Source organism: Streptomyces sp. NPDC059828, from assembly GCF_042731955.1.
In the GTDB taxonomy this organism is placed as follows: Bacteria; Actinomycetota; Actinomycetes; order Streptomycetales; family Streptomycetaceae; genus Streptomyces.
Map to the genome: position 1 here is coordinate 1 of NZ_JBHWIW010000081.1, position 17,663 is coordinate 17,663.

Sequence of the window (17,663 nt, forward strand, 5' to 3'; positions counted from 1 at the left end):
TGCCCCTCGGCCCGCAGCCTGCCCGCCAGCGCATACGCGATCGTCGTCTTGCCCGCACTCGGCAACCCGGTCAGCCAGATGGTGGCCCCAGTCACCGCTCAGACCGCCGGAAGCGCCGTGGCCAGGGAATTGGCCGCCTGGAGACCGAGATTCAGGCCGGCCGCGGCCGGGTCGTCCGACCAGGGCTGGATCCGCGCGGTGTCGGCGAAGCGGCGGAGCGCCGCCACGGGCGTGATGCGCGGTGCCAGCCGGCCCGCCCGCCAGGCCTCGCGGAAGGCGATACCGGCACCCTTGCTGTTGCGGTGCGCCACCCTGAGCGCGGGCACGAAGCAGACCTGGCCGCCCGACTCCGCGAGCCGCTCCACCAGCCCGTTGTCGCTCGCGGTGACGATGTCCGGGAAGCCCCCGGCGTTGAGGAAGTGCTCGGTCCAGACGGCCGAGTTGCCGCCCGCGAAGAAGGTCACCGGGCTGTATGCCGCGTGCTTGGCGTACCGCACCTCGTACCGGTACTGGCGGGCGCGCGCCACCACGCTGCTGTCGAACGGCAGCACCCGCCCGGTGATCGCGGCACGTTCACCGGTCAGCGCGGTGTCGAGCACCTGGAACCAGTCCGGCAGGGGGCGGGCGTCGTCGTCCAGGAAGGCCAGCACATCGCCGGTCGCCTCCTTGGCCGCCAGATTGCGGCTGGCCGCAGCCCCGCACCGGGTCGCGTTGCGGAGCACCCGGACGGGGAAGGGGTATTCGCTGTCGCCGGTGCTGAGGGGGGTGTCGGAGGCGTCGTCGACGAGCAGGACCTCCTGGACGACGCCGCTGTCGTAGGCCGCGATCGCGCTCAGCAGCTGGCGGATGTCCGAAGGCCGGTTGCGGGTGGCGACCACCGCGGAGACCGTCTTGGTGTTGTGTGTCGTACTCACTGCCGTACTCCTTGCGGGCGTTTGTCCATGGCTCATCGCGTCCTGGTCGCGGCCGCGGGGGTGGTCGTCGCGGCGGCGAACGGGTCCAGCACCTCGTCCACCTCTTCCAGGAGGTCGCCGAGGGTGGCTCTGGCGGCTTCGGCGCCGCCGGTGGCGGGCTCGGTGGTGATGGTGATGCGGGCGGCGGCCTCGGCCGCGAGCCGAACCGCGGTCGCCGCGTCCTCTGCGCGCGCCACCACATAGCCGCAGCGGTCCTCCGACCAGCGCAGCTCGTGCACGGTGTCGCCCTGGCCGACCTGTACGTCGACGTCGACCACGCCCGGCGCGGACTCGGCGTCCGCGGCGCCGGCCACCGAGGTGACCACCCCGGGCTCGGCGACCAGGAAGCGGATCGCGGCCGCTCCACGGGTGGCGGGCGTGGGCAGCGGGTCGCCGCCCTGGGCCAGACGGTAGGTGGCCTCCTCCAGGTCGACGCCGTGGACGAGCCGTACGAGTTCGTTGATGCGGTCGCCGCCCCTGCGGCTGTGCGACTCCACTACACGCGGGCCGTCGGCCGTGAGGATCAGCTCGGTGTGGGCGGGGCCGTCCACGAGGCCGACCGCGTCGAGGAGGTCCAGCACCATGGCGTGCACCGCGGCGCGGTCCCGGTCGGTCAGCGGCGCGGGGACGACATGGCCGAGTTCGACCGCTCCCCCGCCGGTCTCCTTGCCGGTGACGGCGACGACGGTGTGCCTGCCGCCGGCCGAGAAGGTCTCGACGCTCAGCTCGTCACCGATGAGCCGCTGTTCGGCCATGAAGGTGCCCAGGCCGAACTCCTGGCGCCATGCCCACGCCGCGTCCGTCTCGTCCGGAGAGGTGATCATGCGGACACCGAGACTTCCGGAGCCCATCGTGGGCTTGAGCACGGCGCCGCCGTGGGTCTTCACGAAGTCGCGCAACTCGTCGTGCGTCGGGCCGACCACGGTGGGGACGGGGCCGATGCCCCGCTCGTTGAGCAGGGCCCGCAGGGCCGGCTTGTCGTGCAGCAGGCGGGTGGTGCGGGCGCCGTTTCCGGGCAGGCCCAGGGCTTCGGTGAGGTGTCCGGCCACGACCTGGGCCGCTTCGGTCTGGGTGAAGACCCGGACGAACGGCCGTTGTTCGTGCAGGGCGCGCACCAGTGCGGTGACGGTGGGCACGTCCTGGTAGTCGACCAGCAGCAGCTGGGCGCAGTGCTCCACGACGGCCGGGTCGAAGGCGGACGGCTTCTGGATGTGCACGATCTCGAAGCCGAGAGCACTGGCCTTGCGGATGATGCCGGCCTTGCCGCCGAGGATGAGGACACGTGTTGCGGTCAAGGCGGTCACCTCTGGGTGGTCGTGGTGAGGACGGGCACCGTGCCGGTGCCGGGGTCGGCGGCCGAGTCCCGCAGCGCCTCCCATACGGCGGCGGTGGGCAGTGGAAGGCCCGTGTCGGGAGCGGCGGCCGGTTGACGCGGGGTGAGTCCGGCCAGATACGGGCGGAGGCCCATTCCGGTGAACTCCTCGAGTCGTGCGGTCTCCTCGCCCCGGCACAGTGCCTGGTACTCGACGACCAGCCGTCGCTCTTGCGGCACCTGCGGTGCGAAGTCCACCCAGTGCCTGTTCCACGCGGTCCACTTGGCGAGGGCGGCTGCCTCGGTCTCCGGCAGCCACGGCCGGTCACCGGACCACCGCAGCATGGACCGGGCGGCTTCGAGAGGGTGGCGTACGAGCATCACGTACCGCGCGTCGGGCAGTGCGGCGTCGAGCCAGGGAAGGTGCAGCAGGTACTCGTTGTACTTGTCGCCCCAGCGCGTCAGGCCCTCGTTGCTCTCGGCGAGGATGCGCCGGGCGAGCGCGGTGGGGTCGTCGCCCGCGGCGCCTTCGGCGACCTCGCGGGCGGCGTTCCGCAGGCTCTTCTCGACCCGGGCACGCCAGCCGTCGGCGCCGGCGCCGTCCGGTGGGCGCCGGTCGAGCGCGTGCAGGATCTCGTCCGTCCGCAGGTGGCGGTCGGCCAGGTCCTGGCGGGTCAGCCAGCGGTGCAGCAGATAGGGCAGCTTGCCGTTGACCGTGAAGTGGCCGCCCGCGTCGTGGAAGGCCAGGTTCATGGCGTAGGCGAAGGCCGTGGTACCGCAGCGCTGGGCACCGAGCAGGATCACCGGTGATGTGGTCGACGTGGTCATATGGCCGTCTCCTCCGTACGCGCGGTGTGCCGGGCGTCCGCTGCGGGCACCGCGCCCACCGCCTCGGCCATCTCGCGCAATCGCCGCATGCACGCGGAGCTGGCTTCGAAGCCGCCCGCGGTGAACTCCTCACCCCAGGGTTCGTCGCGCTGCGGCTGGGTGAGCACGCGGCCGATCCGCCAGTGCGTCTCCAGGGAGACCCAGCCCTCGTACCCGTCGTCGGCGAGCCTGCCGAGGATCGCGGGCCACGGCAGGTCTCCGTCCCCCAGGCGCACATACGCGGTGCGGCCTACCGGGTCCTTCACATGGACGTGCCGGATGCGTTCCCGGCCGAGCTCGTAGTCCCGCGGGAACGGCTCGGGATCCCAGCCGCTGAAGACGCTGTTGCCCGGATCCCACAGGACGCCGAGCCGGTCGTCTCCGAGCTCGTCCAGGAACTCGAGGGTGTGGCGCATGGTGGGGCTGTTGGTGCGCATGCCCGTTTCCACGATGAGGGGGACCCGGTCGGCCGGCACGCCGTCGAGGACCTCACGCGCGGCCTTCGCCGCCGTGCGCGGGTCCGGATCGCCTTCGCGGTAGAACGTGAAGATCCGGACGAACGGCGCTTCCAGCAGTTCGGCCCGCCGGACCGCGTCCACGACCAGCTCGCGCACCTGGGCGATCTCGGCGTCGGTGCGCGGCAGGGCGCACTTGAGCGCGGGCGGGTCGAATCCGGCGATCCGCAGCCCGTGGCCCTTCACCGCCTCGCGTACGGCGGTGAGCTGGGCGTCGGTCATCAAGTGGGGCGGTACGCCGCCGGATGACCGGATCTCCAGTCCGCCGAAGCCCTGACGGGACGCCTCCGCGGCGGCCGTGTCGATGTCCTGGGACAACTCGTCGTTGATGATGGCGAGTCTCAAAGGAGGGTCTCCTCGATGAGAGCAGATGAGTCGGAGTCGGGGGCCTGGCGGGCTCCCGCCGCGTACCAGTCGATGAGGAGCGCGGTGTCCTCCCCGAGTGAGGGCGCTTTGGTCTCGACCGTGACCGCCCGCAGCGCCCCGGCGGCCGCGAGCACCTCGCGTGTCGGTTCGGAGCAGGAGGCGAGCGGCTGGTGCCGTGAGGTGGCGGGGGCGCTCCAGTCGAACCCCTTCACCTGGCCGTGGGAGGTCCAGGGGGCCAGCCGGGCGGCGGCCTTTACGGGGTCCGGTGCGATGCGGGCGAGGCCCATGGTGTCGAGCAGGATTCCGGTGCCGGCGCGCTGGCACAGCTCGGCGAGTTCGGGGACCGGCGCGTACCCGTGGTGGGTCTCGACCAGCACGAGGCGACTGCCACCGGTCCGGGCGGACAGGGCGGCCACCTGGGCGAGAGTCAGTTCGAGGCGCTGGTGGTCCGTGCAGCCCTCCGCCGCGAACACCTTGACGGGAAGGCCCGGTTCGAGCCACGGCAGGGCGGTGCACGCCTCGACCGGGTGAGCGGGATCGCCCAGCACGACCCCCGTACCCACGAAGCAGACGTCGGCGCCCGCGCCCCGCAGCACGGCAAGGCCGCCCGACCCTTCCCAGCCGTGCCCCTTCCCGGCGCGCACATCGACGGTGCTGCCACCGAGTGCCAGGGCCAGCGCGGCCAGCCGGGCGGCGTCCAGGTCCGGAGCCGAACCCGAGGAGAGTCCCACCAGCGTGGCCGGGGCCGTCATGCGGCCACCGCCAGGTCCTGGGCGACGGAGGCCAGGATCTCCGTCACGGCACGCGCCCCTTCCAGATGGCAGCGACGCGGCGGCCGTCCGGTCGTGACGGCTTCCGCCATCTCCTCGTAGACCGCGCGCCGCAGCTCCGCGGTGGGCACGGTCGGCAGGGTCTGCCCGGCGTCACCGAGCTGGGTGGTCACCATGCCGTCGGCGACGCAGAGCCCTCCGTCGGGGCCGAGTATCTGGAGCCGTTCGGTACGGACCGACGACTCGGCGGTGACGGTGAAGGCGAGGGTGGCCCCGCCCCGGAACTCGATATGACCGGTGACCCGGGTGTCGATACCGGGGGCGAGCGCCCTGCTCGGCGCGAGCCGCACGGACTCGGGATCTCCCAGCAACTGGCAGGCGAGGTCCAGGTAGTGCACTCCGAGGTGTGCCGCGATCCCGCCGAAAGCCGAGGTGGCGTCGCTGCGCCAGCCCGCCCTGCGGTAGTGGGCCGGCGGCCTGAACCGGGACACCTCCAGCACCGCCGTGACGGCGGGATCGGCCCAGTTCGCGGCAAGTGCCGTCGCGGGCAGGCGCATACGGTGCTGGAGCATCACACCGACCGGCCGCCCGGCCCGCCGGCCGGCGGCGGCGATCAGGTCGATCTCGGACACGGACACGGCAGGCGGCTTCTCGAGCAGCACGGCCTTGCCCTGCTCCAGCGCCTGGACGGCGAGCCCGGCCCGGCTTCCCGGCGGCAGGCACAGCGCCACCAGCTCGACACGGGGATCGGCCAGCATGTCCCGCCAGGAGCCCGCCCGGGGCAGCCCGCCGACATCGACCGCGATGTCCTGTTCGAGTACGGCCACTACTTCGGCCGCGCCGAGCCCGCCGAGGGCGGCCGCGTGCTGGCGGCCCGCGGCCCCGAAGCCGACGATGCCCACTCCCACGCTCATCGGGTACCTCCCGGAACGGCGGGGGTGCGGTCCGGGACGGCGGGGGTGCGGTCCGCGGTCCAGCCGAGGCGCTCCACCACGGTCAACGGGACGGATATCCCACCGTCCAGGGCCGCCGCTTCGGCCAGCTCCTCCTGCTGTTCGGGAAGATGGACGCGCGGGGCGCCCTGGGGGTAGCCGGCGGCAACGGCGTTCGACAGCACGGTGAGCAGCTCGTCCACGGGGGGATCGCCGAAGGCCGCCGGGGACAGTGCGAGGAAGAGCTGTGAGCAGTCCATGGGCCGGTCGGGCTCCGCACGCTGCTTGTGCACCAGGGGGCTGACCGTTCCGCCGGCCAGGATTCCCGCCAGCACCTCGGTGATCACGGCGACGCCGAGCCCCTTGTGACCACCGAACACGGGGACCGCACCGCCGCGGTCCAGTTCCTCCGGGTCGGTGGTGGGCCGGCCCTGACGGTCCACCAGCCAGCTCGCGGGCACGGGCTCGCCGCGGTGTGCGGCATGCCGGATCTTCCCGCTCGCGACGGTGCCGGTGGCGAAGTCCACGACCAGCGGCCGTTGGTCGCCTCGCGGAACGACCATGCACACGGCGTCGTTCCCGAGAGTGGGACGCCCCGCACCCGGTGCGGCGACACTCGGCCCGGAGATGTTGAGCACCAGCCCGACGACCTCATGCCGGACGAAGAGGTCGCGGTAGGCCGCGAGCATCCCGATGTGGTTGTTGCCCCGCACGGCCACGGCCGCGAGTCCCGTCGCCGCCGCCTGCCGTGCGCAGTGCTCGGCCGCGAGTTCGGCGGCGACCTGTCCGAAGCCGCCGTGGGCGTCGAGTACGGCGACAGGGCCGCTCTCGGAGATCCACTCGGGAGCGGCTTCGGGGTCGATACCACCGCGCTCCAGGCGGTCCAGATACATCGGGAGCAGACCGACACCGTGCGAGAAGTGGCCTCGCACGTCGGCATCGACCAGGACACGCGCCACCAGTGCGGCGCGGTCGGAGCCGACTCCGGCTGAGGTGAGGGAGCCGACCGCGGCGGCGGTGAGAGCCGCCGCGGAGAACCGGACCGCGTCCTGCGCCGGATCCGTCCGTGCCGGGGGCTCCGGGCGGCGGTTGAGGTGGACGACACGGTCCGCGGTGGCGGCGGTGTCCGCGTCGGTGGTCACCAGCAGGACGCCACTGCCGTCGCGGGCGGCGCTGTGCGCCGGCTCGGCGGACAGCGCGCCCGACGGGCCGGCCTCCGGCCGGGTGGCGTCGACGACCACGACCGGCCGGGAGCCCCCGGGGGGCAGGGCCTGTCCGGCCCGTACCACCGTGACACCCGCCGGCCGTGCCGGGGCGACCCGCCGCGGGCGGCCGTGGGCGCCCGCGGCCATGGCACCGTACTGAGCCCGCCGCCGTCCGTCCAGGACCTGGATCAGGGCATCGGCCGACGCCCTGTCGTCGGTGTGCACGGCGACGATCTCGCCTGCGGCCACGCTGACGGTCAGTCCTGCGATCAGGATGCGCTCGGCACCTTCGGGGCCCTCGGCCACGATCAGGTCCGCCACGCGGAGTGCGGGCGGCCTGCCCGCTGCTTCGGTCATCACTGACTCCTCAAAGTGCCGTGCTTGTGCCGTGCTTGTGCCGTGCCGTGCTTCTGCCGTGCCGTGCTGCGCGGCGCTCAGGAAGCCTGCGGCTCCAGGAACTCGAGCCGGTTGCCGAGCTTGTCGAAGGCGTAGAAGCGGTCGTGGCCGGGGAAGTTGTCGTCCCACGTCACCTCGTGACCGCACTCCTCCAGGCGCTTGGCCAGGTCGCGCAGGGAGCGGACGAGGATGCCCGGGTGCGCCTTGCGGGCGGGGCTGAAGTCCTGCTCCACACCGAGGTGGACCTCGAGACCGCCGCCGCGGAACCAGCAGCCGCCGCGGGCGGCGAGCACCGGCGGCTTCTCCAGCTCGGCCATGCCCATGACCTCGCCCCAGAACTGGCGGCACAGGTCCTCCGCACCGGCGGGAATGGCGAGCTGCACGTGGTGGAGACCGCCGAAGGAGTAGTCGGTGGTGTTCTCGGTGCTCATGCTCTTCATCTCTCTTTCGCTCTGCTTCTCTGGACTTCTCGCTGCTTGTTGCTTGTTGCTTGCTGCTTGCTGCTTGCTGCTTGCTGCTTGCTGCTTGCTGCTTGCTGCTTGCTGCTGCCGCGAGTCGGTGGATGGGACTGCCGTGGTGTCAGCCGGTGGCGGTGATGGCCTCGTGGCGCGCGGCCATGCCCTCGCTGCGTACGGTGAACGACAGTTTCCGCACGCCCTCCCTGGCACGCTCCAGCGCCTCGTCCTGGGTGCCGCCCACCGCGCACACATGCGCCCCGCGGGCGAACGAGCCCGTCACGCCGTTCAGGCGCTTACCCGGCTCGCGCAGCACCTCGACGTCGACCACGCCCTCCAGGGCACGGGCCTCGTCCTCGCCGGTGACCTCCACGATCTCGCCGACGGCGTCCGGGCAGGCGTACCAGATGGCGGCCGCACGCGGCCCGTCCGGTGTGCGCTCCAGCGTGGCCCGTACGTCGTCGAGCACCTTGAGCCCGACGGCCTGGCGGGCCACCACGTCGATCAGGTCGACACCGCTGATCCGTGCCCACAGCTCGGGGATCTCGTCACCGGCGGGGCGCAGGTGGGTCTCCACCACGTGCACGGCGTCGGCGGAGACGATCACCTCGGTGTGGGTGACCCCGTGGCGTACGCCGAGTGCGCTGAGCATGTCCCGGACGGTGGCGGCGATGCGCTGCTCGTCCGCCGCCGCGAGCGGGGCAGGGACGACATGACCGACCTCCACGAAGTGGTCGTGTTCCGAGATCTTGCGGGTGACACCGACCACGAGGTGCGCACCGGCCTCGCTGACGCTCTCGACGCTGTACTCGTCGCCGCTGAGGAACGGTTCCACCAGCAGTTCCGGGGAATCGAGGTCGTCCGCGCCGGTGGCGCCCCAGTCGAGAGCGCGCTCGATGTCGGCGGGGCCGTCGATCCGGGTCACGCCCTTGCTGGCGACTCCGCGGACCGGCTTGCAGATCAGGGGGTATCCCGACTTCTCTGCGACCTTGAGGACGCCCGCGGCGTCGTGCACGGTCTCGGCCGTGGTCTCACCGACCCCCGCCGCCGCGAGGACGCGCCGCATCTCGCACTTGTCGGCGACGGCCCGCACCGTTTCCGGGCTGTGCCAGGGCAGGTCGAGGTCGATGCCGATGGCGGCGGTCTTCTCGGTGTCCTTCTCGGTGAAGTTGGTGAGCCGGTCGACCGGGTCGACGCTGTGCACGAACCGGGCGGCGGCGACCCACTCGTCGACGGGCGCGTCCTCCCGCAGGACGATCAGCCGCTGGATCTTCTCCCGGCTGCGCAGCCTGGGCACCACCTCGGGCCGGCAGATGACGGTCGTCCGCAGACCGGGCCAGGCGTCGCGGGCCCGGTCGGGCAGATCGCGTCCGCCGCTGACGATCAGCAGATGCTGGGGAGGCGGGATGTCGGACATGGAGCTCCTCCGTGTGTACGGGATGGGTCAGCTGCCGGTCGCGGTGGACACGGCGGTGGGTTCGGGCTCGGGTTCGGTCCGCTCCGGCACAGCCGCGGGGTCGGCCCCGGGTTCCGTCCGCTCCGGCACGGCCGCCGCCCTCGGACGGGTTCCCACCCAGCTCAGCGCGGCGGCCAGCGGGAAGCACACGGCGAGGATCAGCCAGCCCGCGGGGCCGGTACCGGCGAGCAGCCACAGCACGACCGCCGGGCCGGCGATCTCGGCGGCCGAGAAGCCCAGGTTGAAGAAGGCGAGGTAGCGGCCCTGGGCCGCCTCCGGGGAGAGCGCGAACGAGATCTCCCACGACGAGGCCGAGTGCAGGAGTTCGGCGACCGTCAGCAGCAGCAGCGCGGCCATCAGGGTCACGGCGGCCCACCCGGCGGTGTCCGTGACGCCACTCGCGGCGAAGGCACAGCAGGCCAACGCCAGCAGTACGGCTGACCAGTTGGTGGCGCGCGCGGCTGAGGGGAGGCTGTCGATGTGCCTCGTCACTCTCACCTGACCCAGCACGGTGATGACGGTGTTGGTGGTGACCAGCACGGTGATCATCCAGTCCGGGGACGGGGTGTGCTCGGCCACCCACAGCGGGAGCACCATGATGAGCACGGCGTCGTGCAGGAAGAGCACGCCGTTGGCGGCCATCGCGGCCACGAACCGCCAGTCGCGGAGCGGCGGGACGACACCGGCGGAGGTCTTGTCCCCGTCCTCGCCCTTGGGGACGGAGGGGCCGACCTTCGGCAGCATGCTGATGAAGGCGAAGACGAAGAGGAAGCTGATCGCGTTGCCGATGAACAGCCAGCGGAACGCGGTCTCCGAGCCCGTCGTCAGCGCGATTCCGGCGATCCCGAACCCGACGGTGAAGCCGAGGTTGCGCAGGGCGCGGATGAACCCCATGGTGCGGTTGCGTTCCGTGCCGGTGATGAGCCGGCCCACCAGGGCCTGGTTGAGCGGCTGGCCCGCCCGGTCCATGACGAACAGCAGACAGGCCGTCACGACGAACTCGGTGAAGCCGTCGACGTCGAGGTAGGCGATGTAGCCGACGGCCCGCCACAGGACGACGACGAGCAGGACGTTGCGCGGGCCGAAGCGGTCGGCGAGCCGGCCCATGGGCACGGTGGTCGCGAGTCCCACGATGCCCGCGAGCGCCAGTCCCACACCGAGCTGCGTCTCCGTCAGCCCTCCGAAGCGGGTGAAGTAGAGGGCTGAGCCCGCCAGGAACATGCCGGTTCCCAAGGAGCCGATCAGCGCGTTCAGCGCGATGATCCGTGACTCCCGGGTGGCGGGCAGTGCCCCGGTGAACCGGTGTCGCCAGGTGGTGTGTTCAGTCATGGGTTTCTCCATCGGGGCTTCCGGGCGCAGACGGCGCGGTGGCTGCGCGGGCGGGCGGCGCGGTGGCCGCACGGGCGGGCGTGGTCCCGGTCCACTGGGCCCGCCAGTGGTCCACCAGCCCGCCCCAGGCGGGGACCGACCCGGAGGGAAGGTAGGTGCGCCGGATCGTGTGCGGTCCGGCCGTCCAGGGCTCGGCGGCGGAGCGGACCGTGCCGAAGGCCAGCACATCGTCCGCCAGCAGGTCCGCCGTGCCGGGGACTCCCCCGTAGGGGTAGGCGAACAGGCGCGCCGGGCCCGGCCCGTACCGGGCCTTGATGTCGGCGAGCGACCCGAGGGTCTCCTCGCGAACCTGGTCCGCCGGTGCCAGGTCGAGATGGGGGTGGGTCCGGGTGTGCGCGGCGATCAGATGGCCGTCGGCCGCCAGCCGGTCGCACTCCTCGTAGGTGAGGTGGTCCTGGCGGGGCCGCTCGCTGCGCCGGCCCAGCAGGCCGGTGCAGACGAAGAACACCGCGCGTACGCCGAGCCGTTCCAGTATCGGCGCCGCGTGGGTGACGTTGTCGCGGTAGCCGTCGTCGAAGGTGATCAGCACGGTGGGACGGTCCGGCCGGTGCGGGGTGTCCCCGGCCACCAGCCCTGACGGCTCGTACGGGTCGAAGTCCTCGAGCACACGCTCCAGGCCGTGTTCGAAGTCCCGGGGGGTGAGCGCGGTGTAGTGGCGGAGGTCCGGGTGGACGTGGTGGAAGTAGAGCACGAGCGGCCAGCCGGGGGCACTGCCGGCGGCGGGCTGGTGCTCGTCGGGTATGCCCGTGATGTACGGGGCCGTGTTCGGGGCCGTGGATGCGTTCACCGGGCGTCTCCCGTCGTGTCCTGCGGGGCGTCCGGCCCGGACAGCACGCCGGACATGACCCGTTCGATCGCGTGGGCCAGCTCCTCGATCCCTGCGTCGCTCCAGTGGCCGGTGGAGTACTTGAGGCTCATCTCCAGCTCTCCGTCGACGATGTCGCCCTCCGCCATCAGCAGGTAGCGCTCCCGCTGGAGCGGCGAGCGGTGTGCGCCGAAGCTCTCGTCGGCGGGGCGGAGCACGGCGCCGGGAGCCCGTTGTTCCAGCCGCAGCAGGTGGCCGCGGAAGTTCAGCCGGACGGTGGGCCGGGGGCAGGCGCGCAGTGCGCCGCGCTCGGCCGCGACGGGCGAGGCGTACCGGAGCGCGTCGAATCCGTACCGCCGCTCCGGCAGTGCGGACAGCGGCTCCAGGGCCGTGCGCAGGGCGGCGAGGCCGTAGCCCTCCCAGCGCAGCACGGCGGGAAAGGTGCTCTGGACGTAGCCGACGGTGCGGGACAGGTCGAGGTCTCCGACGGATACGTCCCGGCTGTGCGCGTACACGTCCACACCGTGGACGGGATGGCCGGTCCACAGCGCGAGCCCGCCCACCAGGGCGCCGAGCGCGAAGTCGTGCGGGGCGATGCCGAGGGCCGGGAGGGTGTGCGTGACCAGCCGGGTGGCGTCCGAGGACAGCCGGAACCGGTGGGTGCGCAGGCTGGGCAGCCGGTCGTCACCCTGGCGTTCGGGTCGCAGGACCGCGAAGTCCCGGGTGCGTGCGGCCCATTCGGCGGCGTCCTCGCGGGCCTCGGGGCTGTCCAGCCAGGTCCGCATCGCCGTGCCGACGGCGCGCGGCCCGGTGGCCGGGGGCTGGGTGGCGTCGCCTGCGAGCAGTGCTTCGAGATCGTCGACGAGGAGCCCCATGGAGACGCCGTCGAGCACGAAGTGGTGCACGGTCATCAGGAGGCGGGCCGTCCCGTCGCCGAGCTCCGCGAACAGCAGGCGGAACGCCATGCCGTCGGCGAGTGACATGGATCGCTGGGCGGCTGCCAGTTCCTCTTCCAGGCGCGCGGTGCGCCGCTCGGCGGGGACACCGCTGAGGTCGACGACACGGACCGCCGCGTCCGCGTCGGGCTCGGCCAGCGCGGCCGTGCCGTCGGCGTGCAGGACCGTGCGGAGCGCGGGGTGCCGCAGCAGCAGGCTCTCGGCGATCCCGCGCAGCCGGTCCGCTCCCAGGGCGGGTCGGGTGGTGAAGAGCGCGTTGAGACAGAAGTGGTCCCGCTCGGGAAACTCGATGTCACCGCCGCCGCTCTCGCCGTCGTACAGCCAACGCTGTTGCGCGGGCAGCAGATCGAGCGGACCGGCCGGTTCGGCGCCCGAGTCCGGCAGGGGCGCAGAGCGTTCCCCGGCGCGGGCGACGGCGGTACGGGCGGTGCGGCCGGTGAGCAGATCGGCGGGCCGCATGGGCACCCCCAGGGAGCGCATCCTGGCGCAGACCCGCATGGCCATCAGGGAGTCCCCGCCACGGGCGAGGAAGTCGTCGTCCGGGCCGAGGCCGGGGTCCTGGAGCAGACCGCGCAGCATCCTTACGACGGCGTCGAGGGGCGGGAGTGCGCGGTCGTCCTCCGGTGTCCCGGCCGTGGCGGCGAGGACAGCGGCGGTCTCGGAGGCGGCGGCGCGCCGGTCGGTCTTCCCGGAGGTGGTCAGCGGCAGCCGGTCGAGCACGGCGATACGGCCGGGAATCAGATAGGCGGGCACCCGTTCCCGCAGGTGGGCGCGCACGGCCTGCGGATCGGGCCCGTCGGCGGTACGGCCGAGTGCGGCGGCCAGCAGTCGTCTGCCGTCGCCGTCGTCCAGGGTGAAGGCGACCGCCGTGGTCACCCCGGGGGCGGTGAGCAGATGGCGGTCGACCTCGTCGAGTTCGATGCGGTGGCCGCGTACCTTGACCTGGTTGTCGGCCCGGCCCAGGAACTCCAGGTCGCCGTCAGGGTGGCGGAGCACGATGTCACCGGTCCGGTACATCCGCGCGGCGGGATCGGCGGCGAAGGGGTCGGCGGCGAAGCGTTCCCCCGTACGCGCACGGTCGTGGAGGTACCCGGCGGCGAGCAGCGGTCCGCCGATCCACAGTTCGCCGCTCTCGCCCGCGGCGACCGGCTTCCGGTTGTCGTCCAGTACGTGGAGCAGGCGCTCTCCGACCGGGCCGCCGATGGGAAGTCCGGCCGTGCCGGGTACGGGTGCGTGCGGGGGCAGCACCAGGGCGCTTGCCGTGATCACGGTCTCGGTCGGCCCGTAGCCGTTGACCAGGGTGGTGTGCCTGAGGGGGGTGCGCCGGTGGGTCCTGGCGTCGTCCGTGGTGGCGTTCTCACTGCCGATGACGACGGTGCGCACGCCCGCGAAGGACGGGCCGGTCGCACCGTCGAGCTCGGTGCAGACCATCCTCCAGTAGGCGGTGGGCAGTTGGAGCACGGTGACGTCCAGCTGCTCGGCGACGGTGGCCAGCGCCCCGGTGTCGGGAACGCCGCCGCCGTGGAAGGCCAGCGTGCCCCCCGCTGCCAGGGTGGGCCAGATCTCCTCCTGGGCGACGTCGAATCCGATGCTCGCGAACTGCAACACCGTGTCGTCGGAGGTCAGTTCGAAAAGAGCCCCTGCGGCGGTGACATGCCCGGCGAGCTGCTCGTGCCCGATCAGAACGCCCTTGGGGGTGCCGGTGGAGCCGGAGGTGTAGACGACATAGGCGGGGGCTTCCGCGTCACAGGCGGGGGCTTCCGCGTCGCCGGTGGGGGCCTCCGTGTCCGCTCCCGGTGCCGGCACTTCCGGGCGTGGCCCACTGCCCGAAGCGGACGGGGAAGCGGTGCCGTGCAGGGTGGGGCCGGTCCCGGCATCGATCGTGGCGACGGCACCGGAGTGCCGCAGCAGGTAGCCGCGGCGCTCGTCGGGGGTCGCGGTGTCGATGGGCAGGAACGCGGCTCCTGCCAGCCAGGTGCCGAGCATGGCGGTGATCGCATCCGGCCCGGCCGGCAGCCGTATCGCGACGATGTCCCCGGGGTGCACACCCGTCCGGTCGAGCTCGCGGGCGGTGTCGATCGCGCGCTCCCACAGCTCCGCGTAGGTCACGGTGGACCGGGGGGTGCGCAGTGCGACGGCGGTGGGTGCGGTGACGACGCGGGCGTGTACGAGCGCGGCCACGGCGGGAAGGCGTGTGGTGGTCATGGGTGCGGCGGTGGGGCGGAGGGCCGTCATGCCTGTCGGCCCTCCGTGGCGGTGGCGGGCTTGGTGATCGTGGGCTTGGTGGTGCTGGGACCGCTGGGATCGAGGACCAGCCGTGCCTCCGCGAGCAGCTCCTCGCGGTACACGCTGTGGTGCTGGACGACGATGGTCAGGTCGGCCGCGGCGAGGGCGGCCCGCAGATCACGGGTCGGGGCGAGCTGACGGCCCCGTACGGAGAAGGCCTCCACGTACGGGTCGTGGAAGGCGACCTCGGCTCCGGCGCCCAGGAGTTCGGCCGCGAGCGGTTCGGCGGGAGAGTGGCGGGTGTCCGCGATGTCCGGTTTGTAGGTGACGCCGAGGAGCAGGATCCGCGCCCCGCGTACCGGGATGCCGTCGCGGGTCAGCAGCTCCCGGGCGCGGGAGGCGACCCACACGGGCATCGAGTCGTTGATGCGCTGGGCCTGTTCGGCCATGCGGAAGGGCACACCCGCCTGGGTCGCGCGATGGACCAGGTACAGCGGGTCGACAGGGATGCAGTGGCCGCCGACCCCCGCGCCGGGGCGGAAGGGTGTGAAGCCGAACGGCTTGGTGGCGGCGGCCTCGATGGTGTCCCACACATCGACGTCGAGGCGGTGGCAGATCTGTGCGAACTCGTTGATCAGCGCGAGGTTCACCTGGCGGTAGGTGTTCTCCAGGATCTTCGCCGCCTCGGCCTCGCGGGGGGAGCGGGTGACATGCACCCGTTGCGTCAGCCTTCCGTAGAACTCGGCCGCCCGGGCGGCGCATTCGGCGGTCAGGCCCCCGACGACCTTGGGGGTGTTGTGGAAGCCGAACCGCGTGTTACCGGGGTCGACCCGTTCCGGGGAGAACGCGAGGCCGAAGTCCCGGCCCGCGACCATGCCGGACTCCTCCAGGATGTCGCGGACCACGCCCTCGGTGGTGCCGGGGTAGGTGGTCGACTCGACGATGATCAGCTGGCCGGGTGAGAGGTGGTGGCGGACCGTACGCGCGGCGGTCAGCAGAGGTTCGAGGTCCGGCACACCGTGGGCGTCCACCGGTGTGGGCACGCACAGCGCGACGATCGAGCAGTCACGCAGGAACGCGGGGTCGGTCGTCGCGTCCAGCAGCCCGGCGACCGCGTCGAGTTCGGCTCCGGTCACCGTGTCGACGGGCGGCCGGCCGATGTTGACCTGCGCCACCAGGAAGTCGCTGAGGTCGAGTCCACGGGTGCGGTAGCCGGCCGTCGCGGCGGCCACGGCCAGCGGAAGACCTGCGTATCCGATACCGACGACCGCGACGTCGACGGTGCGGGAGAGACTGCGCGTACGGTCGGCGACAGCCGTGCCCGGACCTTCGGGCGGCGCGGCGGCGATGACATCCATCTGGTGCTCCTGGGCGGGACGGGCGGGCATGGGGGCGGGACGGCACCTCGGCACGGGGCCGCCTACCACCAGCCGTTGTCGCTCTGCTGGACCGAGGGCGCCGTGGTGAGGGAATCCAGGGCCCGGCCGTGGGCAGCGGTCGCGGCGTCCGCCCCGAGGACCGGCCCGGCACAGGCCAGGGCAAGGGCGAGCGAGGCGGCACAGATGAAGGCGCGCGTGATCGCAGACATGGATATCCCCCGTGATGTTGATGAAAGGTGCGAGGTGATCGCTTCGGCCTCTGGGCGGCTGCCGTCCGGCCGGGCTCGCATGTTCATGCTGCTCGCCTGCGCCGTACCTGATCAAGGGATTGGAGCGGCGTCGACCTGACATGGCGGACACGTGCCAACCCTCCCCGACGTCTCACGATATGAGACCGGAGGCAAAGGGGAGGTCAGGTCGCCCAGCCCCACCAGCGGAAACGCAAAGAGGCGGGTCACCGGAACCCTGTGGTCCGGTGACCCGCCTCCAACGGGACGCGGAAGGCCGTCAGTTCAGCAGCCCCGACTCGGCGATACGCAACGCCGTCTGGAAGCGCGTCTGTGCGCCCAGCCGCTCCATCAGCCCGGAGATGGACCTGCTGAGCGTGCGCGACGAGATCCCGAGCCGACGGGCGATCACCTCGTCCTTGACCCCGTCCGCGAGCATGCGCACGATGACGAGCTCCTGACCGTCCAGCACCAGATCGACCGCCTGGGCCGCCTGCGCGGGATGGTGCGAGGGCGTGGCACCGTGCCAGCAGTAGTCGTACAGCGCGTGCAACGACCGGACGAGCGCCTGCCCGTGGACCACGAGGGCCCCCTGCCCGCTGTCCTCGGGGTCGACGGGCAGCACCGCCACGTCGTCGTCGAACAAGAGCATGCGAAGCGGCAGATAGTCGGCCGTACGGGCCTCCCTGCCCGGGCGCACCGCGTCCGCCAGATACCCGGCCATGTAGGGAACCTCCGCGGTCCGGCGCAGATAGAGCGCCTCGACCCGGACCCCGCGGCTCTCCATCTCCTTGTCCCGCAGCAGCATGTCGTCGATCAGCTCCTCGGGCGGCGGCCCACCCGGATGCATCGACCGCATACGGTCGCGGGCCGTGCTGCCCGCGTCCTCCAGGAAGGCGTTCACCAGGGCCGGGTTCGGCAGGATCTGCACCTCGACCGACTCGCGCCGCTCCTCCGACAGCAGGTGGTAGTCACGCGCCAGCGTCGAGATCGACTCCCGGATCCTGGACACGAGCTGGGTATGGGCGGCGGTCTGCCGCTCCTCCGCCGAGAACAGCCTCGTCAGAGCCGCTTCCGGAGCCACGGTCAGATAGCCGCTGAGCGAGTCGGACGCGGGCGTCAGCAGGCCCAGGACGCTGAGCTCGTCGCACAGTTGCTCGGCTTCGGCACGTGAGCAGCGCGCCTGCGCCGCGACCTCCTCGAGCGACCACCCGGGATTCCGGGAGATCAGCCCGTAGACCTGTCTGCGTGCCTCATCGTTCGCCCCCACAGATACGTCCCCCCTCCCCCGGGCAGCCCCGCGCTGACCGGGAAGACTGCCCATGGGCAGCCACCAACGGCAGGACATATTCGCAGATGGGGGCGACGGCCGCGATGCGATACCGCGGTCTTCCTGCCAGTCGGGAGGATCGTGGACCGAGCGCGTGGACGGGGGTCGCCACACGGTGTGGCGA

Annotated in this window: 16 protein-coding genes; all 16 read right to left on the reverse strand. The window is 72.4% G+C overall.

All coding sequences use genetic code 11. The features are described from left to right. Positions 1 to 95, reverse strand: a 95-nt coding sequence (locus ACFV6V_RS30230) for an adenylyl-sulfate kinase (RefSeq protein WP_385571040.1), incomplete at its 3' end; no start/stop codon positions are given. 3 nt (positions 96 to 98) lie between these two features. Further along, entirely contained in the window at positions 99 to 914 is an 816-nt protein-coding gene (locus ACFV6V_RS30235) for a glycosyltransferase family 2 protein (RefSeq protein ID WP_385571025.1), read from the reverse strand. Between the two features lie 32 nt (positions 915 to 946). Then, positions 947 to 2,248: an ATP-grasp domain-containing protein gene (locus ACFV6V_RS30240; protein WP_385571026.1), complete on the reverse strand. Its 1,302-nt coding sequence runs from the start codon at positions 2,246 to 2,248 to the stop codon at positions 947 to 949. 5 nt (positions 2,249 to 2,253) lie between these two features. Continuing rightward, positions 2,254 to 3,093, reverse strand: coding sequence for a sulfotransferase (locus tag ACFV6V_RS30245; protein ID WP_385571027.1), 840 nt, complete (start codon positions 3,091 to 3,093; stop codon positions 2,254 to 2,256). Next, a complete protein-coding gene (locus tag ACFV6V_RS30250; protein WP_385571028.1) occupies positions 3,090 to 3,992 on the reverse strand; it encodes a sugar phosphate isomerase/epimerase family protein in 903 nt (300 codons plus the stop codon). The genes ACFV6V_RS30245 and ACFV6V_RS30250 overlap by 4 nt, the downstream gene beginning before the upstream one ends. After that, entirely contained in the window at positions 3,989 to 4,765 is a 777-nt protein-coding gene (locus ACFV6V_RS30255; RefSeq protein ID WP_385571029.1) for a hypothetical protein, read from the reverse strand. The genes ACFV6V_RS30250 and ACFV6V_RS30255 overlap by 4 nt, the downstream gene beginning before the upstream one ends. Further along, on the reverse strand, positions 4,762 to 5,697 hold the full coding sequence (locus ACFV6V_RS30260) for a Gfo/Idh/MocA family protein (protein ID WP_385571030.1): 936 nt from the start codon (positions 5,695 to 5,697) through the stop codon (positions 4,762 to 4,764). The genes ACFV6V_RS30255 and ACFV6V_RS30260 overlap by 4 nt, the downstream gene beginning before the upstream one ends. Beyond that, the gene (locus ACFV6V_RS30265; RefSeq protein ID WP_385571031.1) at positions 5,694 to 7,277 is read right to left on the reverse strand and encodes an Ldh family oxidoreductase; all 1,584 of its coding nucleotides are present in this window, start codon (positions 7,275 to 7,277) and stop codon (positions 5,694 to 5,696) included. The genes ACFV6V_RS30260 and ACFV6V_RS30265 overlap by 4 nt, the downstream gene beginning before the upstream one ends. A gap of 77 nt (positions 7,278 to 7,354) precedes the next feature. After that, positions 7,355 to 7,747 carry a glyoxalase gene (locus tag ACFV6V_RS30270; RefSeq protein WP_385571032.1) on the reverse strand — a complete coding sequence of 131 codons (393 nt, stop codon included), beginning with the start codon at positions 7,745 to 7,747 and terminating at the stop codon, positions 7,355 to 7,357. 148 nt (positions 7,748 to 7,895) lie between these two features. Further along, positions 7,896 to 9,188, reverse strand: coding sequence for an ATP-grasp domain-containing protein (locus ACFV6V_RS30275; RefSeq protein ID WP_385571033.1), 1,293 nt, complete (start codon positions 9,186 to 9,188; stop codon positions 7,896 to 7,898). A 27-nt stretch (positions 9,189 to 9,215) separates the two neighbouring features. Beyond that, positions 9,216 to 10,556, reverse strand: a complete 1,341-nt coding sequence (locus ACFV6V_RS30280; protein WP_385571034.1) for an MFS transporter — start codon at positions 10,554 to 10,556, stop codon at positions 9,216 to 9,218. After that, positions 10,549 to 11,403, reverse strand: coding sequence for a polysaccharide deacetylase family protein (locus ACFV6V_RS30285; protein ID WP_385571035.1), 855 nt, complete (start codon positions 11,401 to 11,403; stop codon positions 10,549 to 10,551). Before ACFV6V_RS30285 ends, ACFV6V_RS30280 begins: the two co-directional genes overlap by 8 nt. Then, a complete protein-coding gene (locus tag ACFV6V_RS30290) occupies positions 11,400 to 14,582 on the reverse strand; it encodes an amino acid adenylation domain-containing protein (protein WP_385571036.1) in 3,183 nt (1,060 codons plus the stop codon). The genes ACFV6V_RS30285 and ACFV6V_RS30290 overlap by 4 nt, the downstream gene beginning before the upstream one ends. A gap of 26 nt (positions 14,583 to 14,608) precedes the next feature. Next, positions 14,609 to 15,991 (reverse strand): nucleotide sugar dehydrogenase, encoded by a 1,383-nt coding sequence (locus ACFV6V_RS30295; RefSeq protein ID WP_385571037.1) that lies wholly within the window; start codon positions 15,989 to 15,991, stop codon positions 14,609 to 14,611. Positions 15,992 to 16,023: 32 nt separating this feature from the next. After that, complete coding sequence (locus tag ACFV6V_RS30300; protein WP_385571038.1) at positions 16,024 to 16,191, reverse strand: hypothetical protein; 168 nt, start codon at positions 16,189 to 16,191, stop codon at positions 16,024 to 16,026. Between the two features lie 298 nt (positions 16,192 to 16,489). Then, positions 16,490 to 17,479, reverse strand: coding sequence for a LuxR C-terminal-related transcriptional regulator (locus tag ACFV6V_RS30305; protein ID WP_385571039.1), 990 nt, complete (start codon positions 17,477 to 17,479; stop codon positions 16,490 to 16,492). Between the last annotated feature and the right edge of the window lie 184 nt (positions 17,480 to 17,663).

What these genes read in the sequence shown, in the direction of transcription:
- ACFV6V_RS30280 (WP_385571034.1), bottom strand. Translation starts at nt 10,556, where the DNA reads ATGACTGAACACACCACCTGGCGACACCGGTTCACCGGGGCACTGCCC.
- ACFV6V_RS30255 (WP_385571029.1), bottom strand. Translation starts at nt 4,765, where the DNA reads ATGACGGCCCCGGCCACGCTGGTGGGACTCTCCTCGGGTTCGGCTCCG.
- ACFV6V_RS30300 (WP_385571038.1), bottom strand. Translation starts at nt 16,191, where the DNA reads ATGTCTGCGATCACGCGCGCCTTCATCTGTGCCGCCTCGCTCGCCCTT.
- ACFV6V_RS30295 (WP_385571037.1), bottom strand. Translation starts at nt 15,991, where the DNA reads ATGCCCGCCCGTCCCGCCCAGGAGCACCAGATGGATGTCATCGCCGCC.
- ACFV6V_RS30270 (WP_385571032.1), bottom strand. Translation starts at nt 7,747, where the DNA reads ATGAGCACCGAGAACACCACCGACTACTCCTTCGGCGGTCTCCACCAC.
- ACFV6V_RS30275 (WP_385571033.1), bottom strand. Translation starts at nt 9,188, where the DNA reads ATGTCCGACATCCCGCCTCCCCAGCATCTGCTGATCGTCAGCGGCGGA.
- ACFV6V_RS30265 (WP_385571031.1), bottom strand. Translation starts at nt 7,277, where the DNA reads ATGACCGAAGCAGCGGGCAGGCCGCCCGCACTCCGCGTGGCGGACCTG.
- ACFV6V_RS30260 (WP_385571030.1), bottom strand. Translation starts at nt 5,697, where the DNA reads ATGAGCGTGGGAGTGGGCATCGTCGGCTTCGGGGCCGCGGGCCGCCAG.
- ACFV6V_RS30245 (WP_385571027.1), bottom strand. Translation starts at nt 3,093, where the DNA reads ATGACCACGTCGACCACATCACCGGTGATCCTGCTCGGTGCCCAGCGC.
- ACFV6V_RS30290 (WP_385571036.1), bottom strand. Translation starts at nt 14,582, where the DNA reads ATGACCACCACACGCCTTCCCGCCGTGGCCGCGCTCGTACACGCCCGC.